The sequence below is a fragment of the Halomonas aestuarii genome (assembly GCF_001886615.1).
In the GTDB taxonomy this organism is placed as follows: Bacteria; Pseudomonadota; Gammaproteobacteria; order Pseudomonadales; family Halomonadaceae; genus Halomonas; species Halomonas aestuarii.
The window spans coordinates 1,634,952-1,652,133 of sequence record NZ_CP018139.1; the positions used below are offsets into that span (position 1 = coordinate 1,634,952).

At 70.1% G+C, this 17,182-nt stretch carries 17 protein-coding genes; 5 read left to right on the forward strand and 12 right to left on the reverse strand.

The window, feature by feature from the left end; genetic code table 11:
* Positions 1-275: 275 nt before the first annotated feature.
* The 8 genes from BOX17_RS07485 to BOX17_RS07520 form a co-directional block, all read right to left on the reverse strand.
* Positions 276-2,600, reverse strand: a complete 2,325-nt coding sequence (locus BOX17_RS07485) for a heavy metal translocating P-type ATPase (RefSeq protein ID WP_071943217.1) — start codon at positions 2,598-2,600, stop codon at positions 276-278.
* Positions 2,597-3,961, reverse strand: a complete 1,365-nt coding sequence (locus tag BOX17_RS07490) for an APC family permease (protein WP_071943219.1) — start codon at positions 3,959-3,961, stop codon at positions 2,597-2,599. Before BOX17_RS07490 ends, BOX17_RS07485 begins: the two co-directional genes overlap by 4 nt.
* A 133-nt stretch (positions 3,962-4,094) precedes the next feature.
* Positions 4,095-4,868 carry a glutaredoxin family protein gene (locus BOX17_RS07495; protein WP_071946744.1) on the reverse strand — a complete coding sequence of 258 codons (774 nt, stop codon included), beginning with the start codon at positions 4,866-4,868 and terminating at the stop codon, positions 4,095-4,097.
* Between the two features lie 160 nt (positions 4,869-5,028).
* Complete coding sequence (locus BOX17_RS07500; protein WP_071943221.1) at positions 5,029-5,799, reverse strand: copper resistance protein B; 771 nt, start codon at positions 5,797-5,799, stop codon at positions 5,029-5,031.
* A gap of 37 nt (positions 5,800-5,836) precedes the next feature.
* Positions 5,837-7,750 carry a copper resistance system multicopper oxidase gene (locus BOX17_RS07505; RefSeq protein WP_071943223.1) on the reverse strand — a complete coding sequence of 638 codons (1,914 nt, stop codon included), beginning with the start codon at positions 7,748-7,750 and terminating at the stop codon, positions 5,837-5,839.
* An 82-nt stretch (positions 7,751-7,832) separates the two neighbouring features.
* Entirely contained in the window at positions 7,833-9,167 is a 1,335-nt protein-coding gene (locus BOX17_RS07510) for an ATP-binding protein (RefSeq protein WP_071943225.1), read from the reverse strand.
* Positions 9,148-9,813: a response regulator transcription factor gene (locus tag BOX17_RS07515; RefSeq protein WP_071943227.1), complete on the reverse strand. Its 666-nt coding sequence runs from the start codon at positions 9,811-9,813 to the stop codon at positions 9,148-9,150. Before BOX17_RS07515 ends, BOX17_RS07510 begins: the two co-directional genes overlap by 20 nt.
* Before the next feature lie 10 nt (positions 9,814-9,823).
* Entirely contained in the window at positions 9,824-10,312 is a 489-nt protein-coding gene (locus tag BOX17_RS07520; RefSeq protein ID WP_071943229.1) for a cupredoxin domain-containing protein, read from the reverse strand.
* Positions 10,313-10,520: 208 nt separating this feature from the next.
* Between BOX17_RS07520 and BOX17_RS07525 the strand changes: the two genes are divergently transcribed.
* The 4 genes from BOX17_RS07525 to BOX17_RS07535 all read left to right on the forward strand — a co-directional run bounded on the left by BOX17_RS07525 (position 10,521) and on the right by BOX17_RS07535 (position 12,343).
* Positions 10,521-11,270, forward strand: a complete 750-nt coding sequence (locus BOX17_RS07525) for a Spy/CpxP family protein refolding chaperone (protein WP_071943231.1) — start codon at positions 10,521-10,523, stop codon at positions 11,268-11,270.
* Positions 11,271-11,373: 103 nt separating this feature from the next.
* Positions 11,374-11,676: a hypothetical protein gene (locus tag BOX17_RS07530; protein WP_071943233.1), complete on the forward strand. Its 303-nt coding sequence runs from the start codon at positions 11,374-11,376 to the stop codon at positions 11,674-11,676.
* A gap of 77 nt (positions 11,677-11,753) precedes the next feature.
* On the forward strand, positions 11,754-11,906 hold the full coding sequence (locus tag BOX17_RS16960; RefSeq protein WP_164508630.1) for a hypothetical protein: 153 nt from the start codon (positions 11,754-11,756) through the stop codon (positions 11,904-11,906).
* Positions 11,903-12,343 (forward strand): DUF411 domain-containing protein, encoded by a 441-nt coding sequence (locus BOX17_RS07535; RefSeq protein WP_071943235.1) that lies wholly within the window; start codon positions 11,903-11,905, stop codon positions 12,341-12,343. The genes BOX17_RS16960 and BOX17_RS07535 overlap by 4 nt, the downstream gene beginning before the upstream one ends.
* Positions 12,344-12,420: 77 nt before the next feature.
* On the opposite strand, the gene BOX17_RS07540 is transcribed toward BOX17_RS07535, so the two are convergent.
* The 4 genes from BOX17_RS07540 to BOX17_RS07555 all read right to left on the reverse strand — a co-directional run bounded on the left by BOX17_RS07540 (position 12,421) and on the right by BOX17_RS07555 (position 16,067).
* Entirely contained in the window at positions 12,421-13,641 is a 1,221-nt protein-coding gene (locus BOX17_RS07540; protein WP_071943237.1) for a TauD/TfdA family dioxygenase, read from the reverse strand.
* Between the two features lie 97 nt (positions 13,642-13,738).
* Positions 13,739-14,203, reverse strand: coding sequence for a thioesterase family protein (locus BOX17_RS07545; RefSeq protein WP_071943239.1), 465 nt, complete (start codon positions 14,201-14,203; stop codon positions 13,739-13,741).
* Positions 14,203-15,159: an L-carnitine dehydrogenase gene (locus BOX17_RS07550; RefSeq protein WP_071943241.1), complete on the reverse strand. Its 957-nt coding sequence runs from the start codon at positions 15,157-15,159 to the stop codon at positions 14,203-14,205. Before BOX17_RS07550 ends, BOX17_RS07545 begins: the two co-directional genes overlap by 1 nt.
* The gene (locus tag BOX17_RS07555; RefSeq protein WP_071943243.1) at positions 15,156-16,067 is read right to left on the reverse strand and encodes a beta-keto acid cleavage family enzyme; all 912 of its coding nucleotides are present in this window, start codon (positions 16,065-16,067) and stop codon (positions 15,156-15,158) included. Before BOX17_RS07555 ends, BOX17_RS07550 begins: the two co-directional genes overlap by 4 nt.
* Before the next feature lie 280 nt (positions 16,068-16,347).
* Between BOX17_RS07555 and BOX17_RS07560 the strand changes: the two genes are divergently transcribed.
* Positions 16,348-17,145: a ribonuclease H family protein gene (locus BOX17_RS07560; RefSeq protein WP_071943245.1), complete on the forward strand. Its 798-nt coding sequence runs from the start codon at positions 16,348-16,350 to the stop codon at positions 17,143-17,145.
* The last annotated feature ends 37 nt before the right edge of the window (positions 17,146-17,182 follow it).

Here is a 17,182-nt window from a genome sequence, read left to right on the forward strand (position 1 = left end):
GGGCAGTCACCACGACGGCGCGGAGCGCCCGGCCTGGGGCACCGCACCATCGATGGTCTCGCCAACCCGGAGGTACACCTGCCACGGCATCTGGCCGACTGTGTTGACAGGCATGCTCACGAGGGCCGTGAGCCGGCTACTCCCCAACGAGGGTAGTGAGGATCGGCGGAGCGTCCCGCCGTCCTCGAGGCGGGAGTATATCAAGAGTTGTTGTTGCCATGCAGCACGTCGGCACCGCCGATGGCGCGATATCGCCCCGCCTTGAGGCAGCAGGGTCAGCTCGCCCTCAGGTTCACCAGGCGCAGGCGCAGGGCATTGGCGATCACGCTGACCGAGGAGAGCGACATGGCCGCCGCCGCGATGATCGGCGACAGCAGCAGGCCGGTGAAGGGATAGAGGATGCCGGCGGCGATCGGCACCCCGGCGGCGTTGTAGACGAAGGCGAAGAAGAGGTTCTGGCGGATGTTGCGCATGGTGGCCCGGGAGAGGCGGTGCGCCTCGACGATGCCGGTCAGGTCGCCGCGCAGCAGGGTCACGCCGGCACTCTCGATGGCCACGTCGGTGCCGGTGCCCATGGCCATGCCCACGTCGGCGGTCGCCAGGGCGGGGGCGTCGTTGACGCCGTCGCCGGCCATCACCACCACGCGCCCCTCGTCGCGCAGCCGCTGCACCACCCGCCCCTTGTCCTCGGGCAGCACCTCGGCCTCCACCTCGTCGATGCCCAGCCGGCGGGCCACCGCCTCGGCGGAGGTGCGGTTGTCGCCGGTGAGCATGACGACCCGCAGCCCGTCGGCCTGCAGGGCGCGAATCGCCTCCTCCGTGGTCGCCTTGACCGGGTCGGCGATCGCCACCAGGCCGGCCAGGCGACCGTCCACGGCGGCGAAGATCACGGTGGCGCCATCGCCGCGCAGCCGCTCGGCCTCGTCCTCTAGCTCGGCCAGGTCCACCGCCTCGTCCTCCATCAACAGGCGATTGCCGAGGGCGACACGCCGCTCCTCGACCCGGCCCACCACGCCCTTGCCGTTGGGCGAATCGAAGTCCGTGGCCTCGGAGAGCGCGAGCCCTTCCTCCCTCGCCCTGTCGACGATCGCCTGCGCCAGGGGGTGCTCGCTGCCGCGCTCCAGCCCCGCGGCCAGCCTCAGCAGCTCGGCGTCGTCGCCGCCCGCGACCGGCCGCAGCTCGGTCACCCGCGGCTTGCCTTCGGTCAGGGTGCCGGTCTTGTCGACCACCACGGTGTCGACCTTCTCCAGGCGCTCCAGCGCCTCGGCGTCGCGTATCAGCACGCCGGCCTGGGCCCCGCGCCCTACGCCCACCATGATCGACATCGGCGTGGCGAGCCCCAGCGCACAGGGGCAGGCGATGATCAGCACGCTGACCGCGGCGATCAGGCCGAAGGCCATGGGCGGTGCCGGCCCCCACAGCGACCAGGCGATGAAGGCCAGCGCCGCGATCAGCATCACCACCGGCACGAAGACCCCGGCCACCTTGTCGGCCAGCCCCTGGATTGGCGCACGGCTGCGCTGGGCGTTGGCCACCATCTGCACGATCTGCGACAGCATGGTGTCGCGGCCCACCTTGTCGGCGCGCATGACGAAGGTGCCCTGGCCGTTGATGCTGCCGCCGATCACGCCGTCGCCGGCGGCCTTGCGCACCGCCAGCGGCTCGCCGGTGACCATCGACTCGTCGACGTTGGAGCGCCCCTCCAGCACCTCGCCGTCCAGCGGCACCTTGTCGCCGGGACGCACGCGCAGGCGGTCGCCGACCTGCACCCTGTCGAGGGAGACCTCCTCCTCCTGGCCGTCCTCGTCGAGGCGCCGCGCGGTGGCCGGGGCCAGGTCGAGCAGCGCGCGGATCGCCCCGGAGGTCTTCTCCCGGGCCCGCAGCTCGAGGACCTGGCCCAGCAGCACCAGCACCACGATCACCGCCGCCGCCTCGAAGTAGACCGCCACCGAGCCGTCGGCCTGGCGGAAGGTCGCGGGGAAGAGGCCCGGCACGATGGTCGCCAGCAGGCTGTACAGCAGCGCCGCCCCGGTGCCGATGGCGATCAGGGTGAACATGTTGAGGCGGCGCCGCACGATGGAGCGCCAACCGCGCACGAAGAAGGGTGCACCGGCCCAGGCCACCACCGGGGTGGCGAGCAGCAGCTGGATCCAGTTCGAGACCTGGGGCGCGATCAGGTGGTCGAGGCCGAACACATGGCCGCCCATCTCCAGCACCAGCACCGGCAAGGCCAATACCAGCCCGATCCAGAAGCGCCGGGTCATGTCCTTCAGCTCCTCGGAGGGCCCGGTATCGGCGGTGACCGTCTCGGGCTCCAGGGCCATGCCGCAGATGGGGCAGTCCCCCGGCCCCTCCTGGCGGATCTCCGGGTGCATGGGGCAGGTGAAGATCGTGCCGGGTGGCGCCGGCTCGGCGGGGCTGTCGTCGCCCTGGTCGCCCTGCAGGTAGGCGTCAGGATCCCCTTCGAACTTGTGCCGGCACCTGGCGGAGCAGAAGTACCAGGTCTTTCCCCCGTGGGAGGCGCGGTGTTCGGTCCGGTGGGGATCGACCTTCATCCCGCAGACGGGATCGGTCACCTCGTGGGCGTGCTGCTGGGTCATGCTCCCTCCTCCTTGCGGTGACTTCCCTTCGCGTCATGCGAAGGGGTGTGGTGTTCGTTGTCCTGCGCGGGCCGCCGGGCAAGGAACGCGTATTCCGCCACCAGGATGACGGCCATCGCGGCGGCGGCAACGTACAGCACCAGCGGGTCGGTAGTGGCCTTGACCCAGAGGAAGCCAGCCAACACCACCAGGTCGAGGGCGATCGCGGTCAACAGGATGGCCGGCCGGGCCTTCACCTCCTCGCGCAGATGGCGCAGCACCCCCCAGTGGATGGCGATGTCCATGACCAGATAGAAGATGATGCCCAGGGCGGCGATGCGGCTCAGATCAAAAAATGCCGTCAACAGCAGGCCGAGCACGATCGTGTAGACCAGGGTGTGCTTCTGGATGCTGCCCGGCATATGGAAATGACGATGGGGCACCAGCTGCATCTCGGTCAGCATCGCCAGCATCCGCGACACCGCGAACACGCTGGCGATGATACCGCCGGCCGTGGCCAGCATGGCGAGCAGGACGGTGAACCAGACGGCGGCCTCCCCCAGGGCGGGGCGAGCGGCCGCGGCCAGCGAGTAATCCTGCGTCGCGATGATCTCGGCGAGCGACAGGTTGCTGGCGACGGCGAGGCCCACCAGCGCATAGATCACCACGCACAGGGCGATCGAGACGATGATGGCCCGGCCGACGTTACGGTGCGGGTCGCGGATCTCGGCGCCGCTGTTGGTGATGGTGGTGAAGCCCTTGAAGGCCAGGATGCCGAGCGCGGTGGCCCCCAGGAACCCGGAGACGCTGGGCGCCGGCGCCTCGGCCGTCGCCCGGATGCCGAGGGAGTCGGCCACCAGCACCCCCACCACGCCGAACAGGATGATGCCACCGATCTTGATGCCCCCCAGCACCGACGCGACGCCCTGGATCAGCTTGTTGGCGGAGAGGTTGATCAGGAAGGCGGCGATCAGCAGGCCCACCCCCAGCGACGGCACCCACAGCGACCGGTTGACGCCATCGAACAGCTCCAGGGTGTAGGAGCCGAAGGTTCTCGCCAGGAAGCTCTGGGCGATCACCATGGAGAAGTACATCAGCAGCGCATGGAAGGCGGTGGGCAGCCTGGGCCCGTAAGCCTTGTGGAGGTACATGCCGATGCCGCCGGCGGACGGGTAGGCGTTGGACAGCTTGACGTAGGAGTAGGCGCTGAAGCCGACGATCATCGCCGCCGAGAGGAAGGCCAGGGGGAACAGCTCGCCGGTCATCTCGGCCATCTGGCCGGTCAGCGCGAAGATGCCGGCGCCGATCATCACCCCGGTTCCCAGGGCGATGGCCCCGGTGAGCGAGAGGCTGTCGGCCTGATACTCGGGCAATCTATCCATGCACACCTCATCTCGTCATGGGACGCGGCACCGCCCGCGTCCGAATGACCGGCGTGGCCGCCGACACGCCCGGGCGATGTTCCCACCTCGACATGCGGCACCTCTCATCATCGACGACCGGGGCTGCTTCGCGTCACAGGATGAGCGACTTCAGGGGCATCCACAGCCCCATGCCGATCATGACCAGGTTCTCGGTCAGCGAGACGAAACCCAGGGGAACGTTGCTGTTGCCGCCGACGCAGGCGCACTTCAGCTCGCGCTTGTCGAGATAGACGGCCTTGAAGACCGAGACGGCGCCCACCGTGCCGATGAACAGCGCCAGGGGGGCGGCGAGCCAGATCAAGGCGCCGGCCAGCATCAGCACCCCGGCCAGGGTCTCGGCGAAGGGGTAGACGTAGCCGTAGCGGACGTGGCGCTGGGCGAGCAGGTCGTAGTTGAGGAACATGGTGCTGAAGCTTTCGACGTCCTGCAGCTTCTGGAGCCCCAGCAGGGCCATGGCGGTGGCGACCGCATACTCCGGCATGCGCCCCGAGACGAGGGTGCCGTCGGCCGTCCAGCTCACCGCCAGGCCGATCAGCAGGGCGGTCACGAAGATGGCGATGACCGGCTGGTAGCTGGTCTCCTGCTCGCCGGGCACGCGCATGCCGAGATACTCGCGGACCTCCTCGTAGCCCCCCACCCGCGTCTCGCCGATGTAGACCTGGGGCGTGGTGTCGACGCCGGCCTCCTCCTTGAACGCCTCGATCGCCTCGCGCGAGTCGAGGGTATGGTCCTCGACCCGGTAGCCCTTGCGCTGGAGCAGGTCCAGGGTCTTCAGGCCGAACGGGCAGAGGTGCTCGTCGGTCTGCATGCGGTAGAGGCGCGCGGTCTCGTGCGTGGAAGACGATGCCGAAGTAGCGTGGCTCATGATCATCGGTCTCCTTGCCAACACGAAGTGCTCGACGGGGCGCGCTTCTCGCCGCCAGGGGGCACGACTCACCCCCGGCAAGAGCGGCGCCCGTCACGATACCCCCTAGCCTAGAACCCTTGTGTGACCCAAGGGTCAAGGCGGGGCGCGACGAGGCGGGTCACAGCAGCAGCCGGACCCCGGCGACGAGGCCGCTGTCCTCGGTGGCGTCGCCATCGGCCCGGGACAGGTCGGCGGTATCGCCGACCTGCTTCTCCCAGTAGGCCCCCAGGTAGGGCGTGACGCGGCGCGTCACCGCATAGCCCAGGCGCAGGCCGAGGCGCACCGAATTGAGCCCCTCGCCGACGCCGAATTCCTCGACCTCGCTGGCGGCCAGGAGGATCTCGGTGCGCGGCTGCAGGCTGAGGCGCTGGGTCAGGTGCAGGTCGTACTCACCCTCGAGGCTCGCCGAGAGATCGCCCGCGTCGCTGAGGCGCAGTGCCACGTCGGTCTCGATGCCGTAGGGCATCACCCCCTGCAGGCCGACCACGCCATAGCCGCGCTCGGCGTGGTCGTCCGAGACCACCCCGCCCTGATAGCCCAGGCCGCCCTGCAGCTCCCAGAAGTCGGCAATCAGCCGGCTGTAGCGCAGCTCCAGCGATTCGAATTCGGCATCCTCGCCGTCGCCCTGGACGTTCTCGCCCTCCGACTTGAGGTAGACCCGGTTGACGTCGCCGCCGTACCAGGCCTGCAGATCCCACACCAGGGCCTGCGGCCCCTCATCGGGCAGGGCATACTCGAGGCGGTCGACCAGCACCATGCCCAGGGGATGCTTGACCATGGGGGGCGGCCAGTCGGCGGGCGCGGCATAGCCATCCTCGGCCTGGGCGGCGGGCAGCGCCAGCAGGGCCAGGGCGCCGCCGGCCGCGATCATGACATGTCTGGTGTTCATGCGTTCTCCTTGCGAAACCTGATGGACGAGAGCGGGCTCACGAGACCTGGACGACCCGGAACATGCCGGCCTTCATGTGGTAGAGCAGGTGGCAGTGGAAGGCCCAGCTGCCCTCGGCATCGGCGGTGATCAGCGCCGAGACGCGCTCGCCGGGCTTGACGTTCAGGGTGTGCTTGCGGGGGATGAGCGCGCCGTGGCCGTTCTCGAGCTCCATCCACATGCCGTGGAGGTGGATCGGATGCTCCATCATGGTGTCGTTGACCAGGACCAGGCGCAGGCGCTCGCCGTGCCGGAAGTGCAGGGGCCCGGTCATCTCGCTGAAGGTCTTGCCGTCGAAGGACCAGATGTAGCGCTCCATGTTGCCGGTGAGGTGCAGCTCCAGCTCGCGCTCGGGCTCGCGGCGGTCCGGCCAGGGGGTGAAGGCCTTGAGATCGCCGTAGACCAGGGTGCGGCGCTCACCCGGCGTGATGCCGATGCCCGCCTGGCCATAGCGCGAGCCCGGCTGTGCCGTGCCGGCCGCCAGCAGGCCGTTGGCGCCCAGCCGGCGGCGCTCCCCGGCCATGCCCGCCATGGTGCCGTGATCCATGCCCGGCATGCCCTGGGCGCCGGCGGTGCCCGTGCCCGCCATGGCGCCGTGGTCCATCCCCGCCATGCCCTGGGGGCCGGCATCGCCCATGCCCGCCATGCCTTGGGGGCCGGTATCGCCCATGCCCGCCATGGCGCCGTGGTCCATCCCCGCCATCCCTTCGGCGTCAGAATCCTCCATGCCCGCCATGGCGCCATGATCCATGCCCGGCATGGCGTGGGCGCCCATCGCCTCCATGCCGCGATCGGCGATGGTGCGACGCTCGGGGAGTGGCGCGCTCATGCCTTCGCGAGGCGCCAGGGTGGCGCGGGCGTAGCCGCTGCGATCCATGGTCTCGGCGAAGATGGTGTAGGCCGTGTCGTCCTCGGGGGCGACCAGCACGTCGTAGGTCTCGGCCACGGCGATGCGGAACTCGTCGACGGGGACCGGCTGCACGGGCTGGCCGTCGGCCGCCACCACGGTCATCTTGAGCCCCGGGATGCGCACGTCGAAGTAGGACATCGCCGAGCCGTTGATCACCCGCAGGCGGATCCGCTCGCCGGCCTTGAACAGCGCCGTCCAGTTCTCCTCGGGGGCGTGCCCGTTGAGCAGGTAGCTGTAGGTGCTGCCGGTGACGTCGGCGATGTCGCGGGAGCTCATGCGCATCTTCGCCCACATGCTGCGCATCTCGGCGGTGGCGGCGAAGCCCTGCTCGCGCACATCGGCGAAGAAGTCGGCGACGGTGCGCTCCTGGTCGTTGTAGTAGCCCTCGGCGGTCTTGAGGTTGCGAAAGACCGTCATCGGATCCTCGAAGGTCCAGTCGGTAAGCAGCAGCACGTGCTCGCGGTCGTAGCGGAACGGCTCGCGCTTCGCGGCATCGATGATCAGCGGACCGGCATGGCCTAGCTGCTCCTGCAGGCCGGAGTGGCTGTGGTACCAGTAGGTGCCGTTCTGGCGTACCGGGAAGCGGTAGGTGAAGGTCTCGCCGGGGGCGATGCCGGCGAAGCTCACCCCCGGGACGCCGTCCATGCCGGGCGGCAGGATCAGGCCGTGCCAGTGGATGGAGGTGGGCTCCTCGAGCAGGTTGGTGACCTTGAGCACCGCCTCCTGCCCCTCCCGGAGGCGGATCAGCGGCCCGGGACTGGTGCCGTTGATGGTCATCGGCCGGGCCGAGCGGCCGTCGATCGGCAGCGTCTCCTGGCGGATGGCCAGCGCCACCTCGGGCCCCTCCTCCGCGCCCTGGGCATAGACGCTGCTGCGCCCCCAGGGGTCGGCCCAGCTGGGGCCAACCCCCAGGGCGGCGGCCGAGCCCAGGCCCAGCGCCGCCCCGCCCTTGAGGATCTGCCGACGCGTCAGCGGGTGATGGATGACTCCGGAACCTGGCATGGGGGGAACTCCCGTCGATGGTTGATGCCGCCATCCTGACGGGCCAAGCTGAATCGCCGCTGAATCGCGCGCGACGAGACGATCAGGGCAGGCTCGCCTCGAGCGGCACCCTGATCGTCACGCGCAGCCCGCCCAGGGGGCTCGGCGCGAAGTCGACCCGCCCCGCGTAGCGGGCCAGCAGCTGGTGCAGGATCGAGAGCCCCAGGCCGTAGCCGGGACGGCGCTCGTCCAGGCGGGTGCCGCGCTGCCCCAGGCGCGCCATGTCCGCCTCGGCCACCCCCGGTCCGTCGTCCTCGACGCGCAGGGTGAGGCCCTGCGCCAGGCACAGCCGGCAGTGGACCTCGCCGGCGGCCCACTTGCCGGCGTTGTCCAGCACGATGCCGAGCATCTCGGAGAGGTCCTGGGATTCGATCGGGACGCGAAGATCCCGCTGGGCGGGCAGGTGCAGGTCGAAGCGCGTGTCGGGATAGAGGGTGCGGAACATCTCGACCAGCCGCGTGCCGTCGCGGCGAAGCTCGGCCATCTGCCCGGCCTGGGGGCCGGCGATTCGCGCGCGGCGCAGCTCGGCATCCAGCTGGCCGTGCACCGCCTCGAGCCGCTCCACCATCCGCCGGCGACGGGTGGCGTCGATGGGGCGCGCGCCGCGCAACACCTGGGTGACCGCCGCCAGCGGCGTCTTGAGCGCGTGGGAGAGGTTGGCCACCGAGTCGCGGGAGCGCTGCAGGCGGGAGTCGATCTCGTCCATGAAGTGGTTGAGCTGGACGACCAGGCCGTCCAGCTCGGAGGGCACGTCCGGGGAGAGTCGCTCGCGCTCGCCGCAGCGCAGCTCCCCCAGCTGGTCGCGCAGCCGCGTGAGGGGGATCAGCCCCCGATTGACCGCCAGCAGGTTGAGCGCCACCAGCATCACCAGCACCGCCGCGGCGATGCCGCCGACCCACCAATGCAGCCGGTGGAGGCCCGCCTCGACCTGGGAGAAGTCCTCGCCGATCAGCAGCACGCCGGGCTCGCCGTCGAGCATGAACGCCTGACGATGGACCAGCAGGTGCTGGCCATCCTCCCGCACCTCGACCAGGCGCCTGGTCGAGGTCTCGAGCAGCGGCTCCAGCGCCGCCTGCCAGTGCGGGTCGGAGGCCGACAGCTCGTCACCGAGGCGCAGCACGTAGAGGTGGTGGAAGACCTGGAAGCCGCGACTGGCCGACTCCAGCACGCCGGCAATGCCGCGCTCCTCGCGGCGCAGCTGCTCGATGGCGTGGGCCGCCTCGCGCTCCAGGCGTGCGCCGAGGAAGTCGCGGGCCAGGTCGTTGAGCAGGATGCCGTGGAGCAGCCAGGTCATCCCGGTCACCACCAGGGCGATGCCCGAAAGCCAGGCGAGCAGCCGAACGCGCAGGCTGCGTCGATCAACGCGCCACGAAGACATAGCCCTGGCCGCGTCGGGTCTGGATGATCGCCTTGCCGAGGTAGCGCCGCAGCCGCGCGATGTAGACCTCGATGAGGTTGGGTGCCGCGGCGTCCTGCTCCAGGGCGTAGAGCTGATGGAGCAGCTGCTCCTTGGAGAGCACCCGCCCGGGGTGGTGCATGAAGTAGCGCAGCAGCAGGAACTCGGTGCCGGTGAGCGACTGCCAGGGGCCGTCGTCGAGGCGCACGCAGCGATTCGCCTCGTCCAGCGAGACGCCGCTCTGGGTCAGTTGCTGGGAGAGTCGCCCCGACTTGCGGCGCAGCAGCGCCATGATCCGGGCGATGAGCTCGGCGTCGTGGAAGGGCTTGGTCAGGTAGTCGTCGGCGCCGCTCTCGAGGCCGATCACCTTGTCTTCCCAGGTGTCGCGGGCGGTGAGGATCAGCACCGGCAGGTCATGGCCGGTCTGGCGCCACTGCTTCAGCAGCGCCAGTCCCGAACCGTCCGGCAGGCCGAGATCGAGGATCGCGAGCTCGTACTGCTCGGTGGCCATGAGCGAGCCGGCCACGTGCAATGACGTGGCCAGATCCGTGCGATAACCGTTGTCCCTGAGGCACTCGACCAGGCTCTCGGCCAGCAGGTCGTCATCTTCGAGAAGCAACAGTTTCATGGATGGTGCATCACCCCTGGAGATCGATGTTACCCGACATGCCGGACTCGTAGTGGCCGGGGATGTTGCAGGCGTATTCGAGGCTATCCACATTCTGGGGGGCGGTCCAGACGAGTTCGGCGCTCTCTCCCGGGGCGAGGGTCACGGCGGGCATCTGGCCGCCGTGCTGTCCCTCGGCCATGTCGTGACCGCCATGCCCTTCGTGGCCATGGTCGCCGCTCATCTGCTGCATCATCTCGCGGTGAGCCGCCTGCGCCTCGGCGTCGCCGATCACGAACTCATGGGCTAGATTACCGGTGTTGGTGATCTCGAAGCGGATCGTGGCGCCGGGCGCCACGTCCAGCGATTCGGCGTCGAACCACATGTCGCCCGCCTCGAGGCGGATGGTGCGGTCGACCTCGGCGTCGCCGGCCGGCGCATGGGAACCACCGTGCTCGCCGGCGGCGAAGGCGGTGCTGGTGACGAGCCCCAGGGTCAGGGCTAGTAGCATCTTGCGCATCGCGGGTACCTCTCGCGTCGTATCGGGGAGTGTCCGTTGTACCCTAGCAACCTGAAACGAGACTGAAACCGGGTATCGACATCGGGCCCCCGCGAGGTCCTTGACCTCTGGGCGGCCCAAGGGTTGTAAGATCATAACGAAAGTTGCCAGCGTCTTCTCCTCGGGGGGAGTCGTCGTTCCTACCATACGCACGATGAGGAGAACGATCATGGTCAGATACCAGCGGGTCATCGCCATCGCCCTGGCAGCCGGCCTCGGCATCGCCGCCAGCGGCTCCGCTTCCGCTCACGGTACGTCTCAGGGTCACCTGGGCGCTGGCGGCATGATGGGCTATGGCCAACAGGGCGGCATGGGCCCCGGCATGATGGGCTACGGCCAGCAGGGCGGCATGGGCCCCGGCATGATGGGCTACGGCCAGCAGGGCGGCATGGGCCCCGGCATGATGGGCTATGGCCAGCAGGGCGGCATGGGCCCCGGCATGATGGGCTATGGCCAACAGGGCGGCATGGGCCCCGGCATGATGGGCTATGGCCAGCAGGGCGGCATGGGGCCCGGCATGATGGGCTATGGCCAGCAGGGCGGCATGGGGCCCGGCATGATGGGCTATGGCCAGCAGGGCGGCATGGGCCCCGGCATGATGGGCTACGGCCCGATGCAGGGGCTCGAACTCGAGCCAGAGCAGCGTCGCGAGATGCGTGAGCTGATGCAGCAGCATCGTCCCGCCCAGTTCGATCGCATGGGGCAGATGATGGACCTGCGCATGGCGCTGATGGAGGTGCTGCATGCCGAGGCGCCCGACCCCGACGAGGTCCAGTCGCTTCAGCGCCAGATGGCCGAGCTGCAGGGCGAGATGATGGCGGAGCGGGTGCGCCTGCACAATCGGCTGCAGGACCTGCTGACCGACGAGCAGCGCCAACAGTGGCGCCAGGGTGGCCTCAACCATCACTACCAGCCCTGACGCGAGGCCCGGCCCCGCCGGGCGATGCCCGCTCTCTTGCGCTGGATCAAGGTGGCGGATCGCCCGGTGGGCGCACAATGAGGCGGCCACCACGAGGTAATCCATGGCCGCACCGGCTCGACATCCGCAATCCCGACCCGGCCAACGCCTGCTGGCGCTGCTGCTCGCGGTGCTGCTGTCGGTGGCGAGCCTCTCGGGCCATGCGACGACGGACGCCTGCGCCAGCGACTGCGGGCTTCCCCAGGCCGAGATGCTGGCGGGGGGCGATCTGGATTGCGGCACCTGCGCGGCCGTGGCCACGGCGCCCGTCATGGCCGCCCTGCCGGCCGCCACGCCGCTCGACGCCGCCGGCCCGGCGCTGGTCGATCACGCGCCCCTGCCGGTCCGGCCCCCTCCCAGAGCCTGACGCGACCTCCGCCTTACCGGGGCGCCGGCCTGTCGCCCGCCACCGGACCCTTCCGCACTCTCGTCAGGAGTCACCTCATGATGACCACCGACTGCTTCGCCCTGATGGGCTCCATGGGCTGGATGGGCTGGCTGATGCCGCTCGCCGTCCTGCTGCTGCTGGGCCTCGGCATCGCGGCCCTCGCCAAGTACCTGTTCACGTCACGCCGTTCCCGTGAGGATCGCTCATGAGCCGCCACACCACGCCGCTGCTGCTGTCCGCCGCCCTGCTGCTGGGCGCCGGCAGCGCCCAGGCCGCCCTGCCGACCCAGGCCACCCTCTACAAGAACCCGCAGTGCGCCTGTTGCGACGGCTATGCCCGACACCTCGAGGCGCTGGGCGTCGAGGTCAGCGTGGTCGATGACCGGCCGCTCGGCCGGGTCAAGCAGGCCACCGGCGTCCCCTACGGGCTCGGCTCCTGCCACACCGTCAAGATGGGCGACTACGTGATCGAGGGTCACGTGCCGATGGCGGCCGTGGAGCGGCTGTTCGAGGAGCGCCCGGCGATCGACGGCATTGGCCTTTCGGGCATGCCCGTCGGCACCCCCGGCATGCCCGGCCCCCAGCGCTCGCCCTACGAGGTCTACCAGTTCACCGACCGCCAGGACGCGCCCTTCATGACGCTCTGACGCGGTCGTTCACGCCCCCCAACGAACTCGCCCCGGCAACTGCCGGGGCGAGTTCGTTGTCGCTTTCACCAGGGGCCTCAGGCCTCGACGGTGAGCCGCCGCCGGCGCCGGGCGCGCTGGATCATGCGGTAGCGCGAGCGGATCTCGTCACGCTCCATGTAGCAGCCCTGCAGCCAGCGGTGGCCGGTGCTGCCCTCGAAGGCGTCCCGAGCATGCAGCAGGCGGCGATTGTCGAAGATCACGAGATCCCCGGGGCGATAGGTGAAGCGGATCGCGAAGGCCGGGTCGCGCAGCAGGCGTTGCAGGGTCATCAGCGCCTCATAGGCCGGCTCGACGTCCTCGAAGGCGGTCTGCAGGGGCCCGCGCAGGAAGTCGGCGATGCGCACCTCGAGCAGCTCGCCCCGGTCGTCCAGGCGGATCATCGGCTCGAACCAGACATAGTCGGTGGTCGTGGCGGTGTTGGCATAGCACCAGCGCACCCGGGTCAGGGTCGACCAGGCATCGGGGTGCGCCTCGCGCAGGGCCTCGGCCACGGCGAAGCCGTCTAGCATCACCGCCTGGCCGCCTTCCACGCTGTTCTCCAGGCAGTGCAGCATCTGCAGGCCGGGATGGTATTCCCGGGTCGGCAGGTCGACGTGGGGCGGCAGGGCCAGGGAGGTATAGGCGTTGGAGTCCGGATCGGGCTTGGCCCTGACGTCGAACAGCTCGCCGAAGTTGGTGGGGCGCACCGGCCCGATGCGGCGGGCGATGGCCTCCAGCGAGCCGGGCTCGGTCGGCAGGTCGCGCAGCCGCACCAGCCCCTTGCCGAGCCCGCTCGCAAGCGCCGGGGCGAGGATCGCCTCCTCGGCCTCGCTTCCGGGCTCGCTCTCGAGAAGGCCGGCGGCGGAGAGGGTGTCCGGGGCGGCCCCGGGGCCGCCTCGCCAGTGGGTCACCGGCACCAGCGGCGCCTCGGGGTCGTCGCGGTTGTCGTAGTCGTGGGCGCGCAGCCAGCCGGGATGGAAGCGCAGGCGACGATCCTCAGGGGCGAAGGTCACGCACAGTGCGCCGCTGTCGTCGACCTCGGCGACCTCGACCTCCGGCCAGGCCGGCAGGGTGGAGAGGTCCAGGATGCGCTCCCGGGTCGCCGGGTTGACGGTGGTGTCGTCGGCGGCGTTTTCGCGCAGCCAGATGCTGTGGAAGCGGCTGACCCGGCCGTCGCGCCAGCGCACCCTGACCTGCCGGGGGGTGGCGCTGACCTCGGTGATGTCGACCTCGACCGGCCAGGCATCATAATCGGGAGTGAGCGGTAGCGTGGTCATGCCATGGGCTCCTGGTGGAATGGAGAAGCGGTCCAGGGCCGGCCCGCGCCATCGATGCCGCGGGCCGGGCGTCGCGATCCGGCGTGGCGGGGTCGCGCTATCCGCGCCGGGGAGGCAGGCCGATACGCCGGCCGGCGGCCTCTGGCCAGGCCCCGGCCTCGGCGGCCGGCAGGGCTGCGATGGCGGGCTCGATGGCCGACGGGAAGGGCGCCGGGCGCCCCGTGTCGCTGTCGATCCCCATCAGCATCTGCTCGCTGGTCGCCAGCAGGTTCCCCTCGAGGTCACGCATCTCGAAGAAGACATGCAGGCGCTTGGCATCGCGGTCCAGCAACGTCACCTCGACGCGAAGCGGCTGGCCCTCGTGGGCTTCGCGCCGGTAGCCGAGGTGGGTCTCGAGGGTGTAGAGGGTATAGCCATGGCGCGCCCGGCCGGCCTCGTCGAGGCCGATGCGCTCCATCAGCGCCTCCACGCCCAGGGAGAAGACCCGGGCGTACTCGGCGTCGTTCATGTGGCCGTTGTAGTCGACCCATTCCGGGGCGACGCGGGTCTCGAGCAGGGCCATCAGATGCGCCCCTCCAGGCCCTCGGCCTCGGGCCAGTACTTCTGCACCAGGTCGAGCAGCTCGACGAGGAAGTCGTCGCGGCGGCGATCGAGTTCGGCGACCGGACGGTCGGCGGCCTGGTACTCGCAGCCCTCGACCACCTTGTCGATGAGCTCATCGGTGAGCTCGGGGGCTTCCAGTTTCGTCCAGGGCAGCTTCAGCGCCGGGCCGAACTGCTCGAGCATGTGGCGCATGCCCTGCTCGCCGCCGGCCAGGTGGAAGGTCAGGAAGGTGCCCATCAGCGACCAGCGCAGGCCGCAGCCGTAGACCACCGCGGCATCGATCTCCTCGGTGGTGGCCACGCCGTCGTTGACCAGATGCAGCGCCTCGCGCCACAGCGCCTCCATCAGGCGGTCGGCGATATGCCCCTCGATCTCGCGACGCACCACCAGCGGGCGCATCGCCAGGGCCTGGTAGAGGGCCTGGGCGGTCTCGGTATGGGCGGCCTCGGTGGCATCGCCGCCGACCAGCTCGACCAGCGGCAGCAGGTAGACCGGGTTGAAGGGGTGGGCGACGATCACCCGCCCTGGCGCCCGGGTGCAGTCCCGCTGCAGGTCGCTTGGCTTGAAGCCCGAGGTGGAGGAGCCGATGATCGTGCCGGGCGCGGCCGCGGCGTCCAGGGCGGCGAGGATCTCCTGCTTGAGCGGCAGGCGCTCGGGGACGTTCTCCTGGATCAGGTCGGCGCCCTCGACGGCGGCCTCCAGGCTCGCGACGAAGCGCAGCCGGTCGGGGCTCGCGCCCTCGGCCAGGCCCAGCCGCTCGAGGGAGCCCCAGGCGTTGTCGACGAAGGCGCGGGTGCGCGCGGAGGCCCCGGGGGCCGGGTCGAAGGCGACCACGTCCCAGCCGCGGGCCAGGGCCCGGGCGATCCAGCCGTTACCGATGACGCCGGTGCCGATGACGGTCAGCTGCTGGCTCATGCCTCACCTCCGGTGACGATCTGGCCGGCCTTGGGGTCGCGCAGCCCCAGGTACGCGCGGGTCTCGGCGGGGGTCATGATGCGCCCGCCGAGATTCTCGATGAGGGTGCCGGCCTTCTCGACCAGGCCGCCGTTGGTGGCGAGCACGCCCTTCTCGAGGTAGAGGTTGTCCTCCAGGCCGACCCGGGCGTGGCCGCCGAGCAGCATCGCCTGGGCGACCATGGGCATCTGGTGGCGACCGATGCCGAAGGCGGCCCAGTTGGCGTTCTCCGGCAGCTTGTTGCGCATGGCCAGCATGGTCTCGGTGTCGGCCTCGGCGCCCCAGGGGATGCCCAGGCAGAGCTGGTAGAGGGGGTCGCCGTCGAGCAGGCCTTCCTGCTGCAGCTGGCGGGCGAACCAGACGTGGCCCAGGTCGAAGCACTCGAGCTCGGGCTTCACGCCGGCAGCCTGTACCAGGCGGGCGTGCTCGCGCAGCCAGTCGGCGGTGTTGACGTAGACCATGTCGCCGAAGTTGAGGCTGCCGCAGTCCAGGGTGCAGAGCTCGGGCAGGAGCTCGCCCACCGGGGCATGGCGCTCGGCCGGGGTCTGGATGTCGGTGCCCGGGCCGCCGCGGGTCGGGTCCTCGGCGTCGGGGATCCAGTCGCCGCCGCCGCCGGCGGTGATGTTCATGACGATGTCGACGTCGGCCTCGCGCACGCGCTCCATCACCTCGCGGAAGTGCTCGGTGGAGTGGCTGATGCCGCCGGTCTCGGGGTCGCGCACGTGGATGTGGGCGACGCTGGCGCCGGCGCGGGCGGCCTCGATGCAGTTGTCGGCGATCTGCTGCGGCGTGACCGGGACATGGGGGTTCTTGCCGGCGGTGTCGCCGGCGCCGGTGACGGCGCAGGTCAGGATGAGGTTGCGGTTCATTATCGACCTCCAGGGTTCTGGGCTAGGAATGGCAACAGTGTGGGGGCATCCCGCCCGCTTGATTCGACGCAAAGCGACCCTCAATACACACAAAGCGACATTTCCGCCCCAAAATTCCCCGTTCGCCACGGAGCGGCGCCCCAAACTCGGCAGCTCACGCGCCCTCCCGTAGAATGGGCAGCGTCGCGACGGCGCGAGGGCGAACGACGATTCCCGCGGATCGCGGGCGGCCCAGCCCCGGCCATTCCCGACACCGAGCCACATCACCACGGAGCGCCGCATGGCAGCACGGAAAGGCCCCAAGTCCTACGTCGTCTGGGTCGGGCGACAGACCGGCATCTTCAGCACCTGGGACGAGTGCAGTCGCCAGGTGAAGGGCTATCCCAAGGCCCGCTACAAGTCCTTCCCCTCCCGCGAGGAGGCCGAGGCCGCCTTCGCCAAGGGGCCGGGCGGCGCCGCCCCGGCGCGCAAGCCCCGGACGGCGAGCGCGACCGGCACCAAGCCCGCGGCCTCACGCCGCCCCAAGGCGATGCCGGCCCAGGACGCGACGGACCAGCGCTTCGATATCGAGATCTACTGCGACGGGGCCTGTGAGCCCAACCCCGGCGATGCCGGCTCGGGCATGGTGGTCTACCGTGAGGGAGTCCTCGCCGAGCTGTGGTACGGGCTGCATACCCCCCGGGGAACCAACAACACCGCCGAGCTGAACGCCTTCCTGCAGGCGCTGCAGGTCGCCAGGAAGGAGGTCGCGCAGGGCGCGTCCGTTCGCATCCACTGCGACTCCACCTACACCATCAACGCCATCACCAAGTGGGCCGGCGGGTGGAAGAAACGCGGCTGGAAGAAGGCCGATGGCGAGCCGATCAAGAACCCGGAGATCATCCAGCCCACCCATGCGCTCTACGAGAGCCTCAAGTCGGCGATCACCATCGCCCACGTCAAGGGCCACGCCGGGGTCGAGGGCAATGAGCTCGCCGACCGGATGGCCATGTACGGCGCCGACCAGCGGGAGGGCGAGTTCACGCTCTACCGGGGCAGCTACCGCGTGGCCGAGGTCCTCAAGCTCAAGCGGGGCTGAGCATGTCTCGCCAGCGGCGGCGAGACGGCCAACGACA

Bases quoted from the DNA above. Each gene is read 5' to 3' on its own strand.
- BOX17_RS07535 (WP_071943235.1), top strand. From the start codon at position 11,903: ATGAGCCGCCACACCACGCCGCTGCTGCTGTCCGCCGCCCTGCTGCTG.
- BOX17_RS07500 (WP_071943221.1), bottom strand. From the start codon at position 5,799: ATGAACACCAGACATGTCATGATCGCGGCCGGCGGCGCCCTGGCCCTG.
- BOX17_RS07505 (WP_071943223.1), bottom strand. From the start codon at position 7,750: ATGCCAGGTTCCGGAGTCATCCATCACCCGCTGACGCGTCGGCAGATC.
- BOX17_RS07550 (WP_071943241.1), bottom strand. From the start codon at position 15,159: ATGAGCCAGCAGCTGACCGTCATCGGCACCGGCGTCATCGGTAACGGC.
- BOX17_RS07530 (WP_071943233.1), top strand. From the start codon at position 11,374: ATGGCCGCACCGGCTCGACATCCGCAATCCCGACCCGGCCAACGCCTG.
- BOX17_RS07555 (WP_071943243.1), bottom strand. From the start codon at position 16,067: ATGAACCGCAACCTCATCCTGACCTGCGCCGTCACCGGCGCCGGCGAC.
- BOX17_RS07520 (WP_071943229.1), bottom strand. From the start codon at position 10,312: ATGCGCAAGATGCTACTAGCCCTGACCCTGGGGCTCGTCACCAGCACC.
- BOX17_RS07540 (WP_071943237.1), bottom strand. From the start codon at position 13,641: ATGACCACGCTACCGCTCACTCCCGATTATGATGCCTGGCCGGTCGAG.
- BOX17_RS07495 (WP_071946744.1), bottom strand. From the start codon at position 4,868: ATGAGCCACGCTACTTCGGCATCGTCTTCCACGCACGAGACCGCGCGC.
- BOX17_RS07560 (WP_071943245.1), top strand. From the start codon at position 16,348: ATGGCAGCACGGAAAGGCCCCAAGTCCTACGTCGTCTGGGTCGGGCGA.
- BOX17_RS07525 (WP_071943231.1), top strand. From the start codon at position 10,521: ATGGTCAGATACCAGCGGGTCATCGCCATCGCCCTGGCAGCCGGCCTC.
- BOX17_RS07515 (WP_071943227.1), bottom strand. From the start codon at position 9,813: ATGAAACTGTTGCTTCTCGAAGATGACGACCTGCTGGCCGAGAGCCTG.
- BOX17_RS16960 (WP_164508630.1), top strand. From the start codon at position 11,754: ATGATGACCACCGACTGCTTCGCCCTGATGGGCTCCATGGGCTGGATG.
- BOX17_RS07510 (WP_071943225.1), bottom strand. From the start codon at position 9,167: ATGTCTTCGTGGCGCGTTGATCGACGCAGCCTGCGCGTTCGGCTGCTC.
- BOX17_RS07545 (WP_071943239.1), bottom strand. From the start codon at position 14,203: ATGGCCCTGCTCGAGACCCGCGTCGCCCCGGAATGGGTCGACTACAAC.
- BOX17_RS07485 (WP_071943217.1), bottom strand. From the start codon at position 2,600: ATGACCCAGCAGCACGCCCACGAGGTGACCGATCCCGTCTGCGGGATG.
- BOX17_RS07490 (WP_071943219.1), bottom strand. From the start codon at position 3,961: ATGGATAGATTGCCCGAGTATCAGGCCGACAGCCTCTCGCTCACCGGG.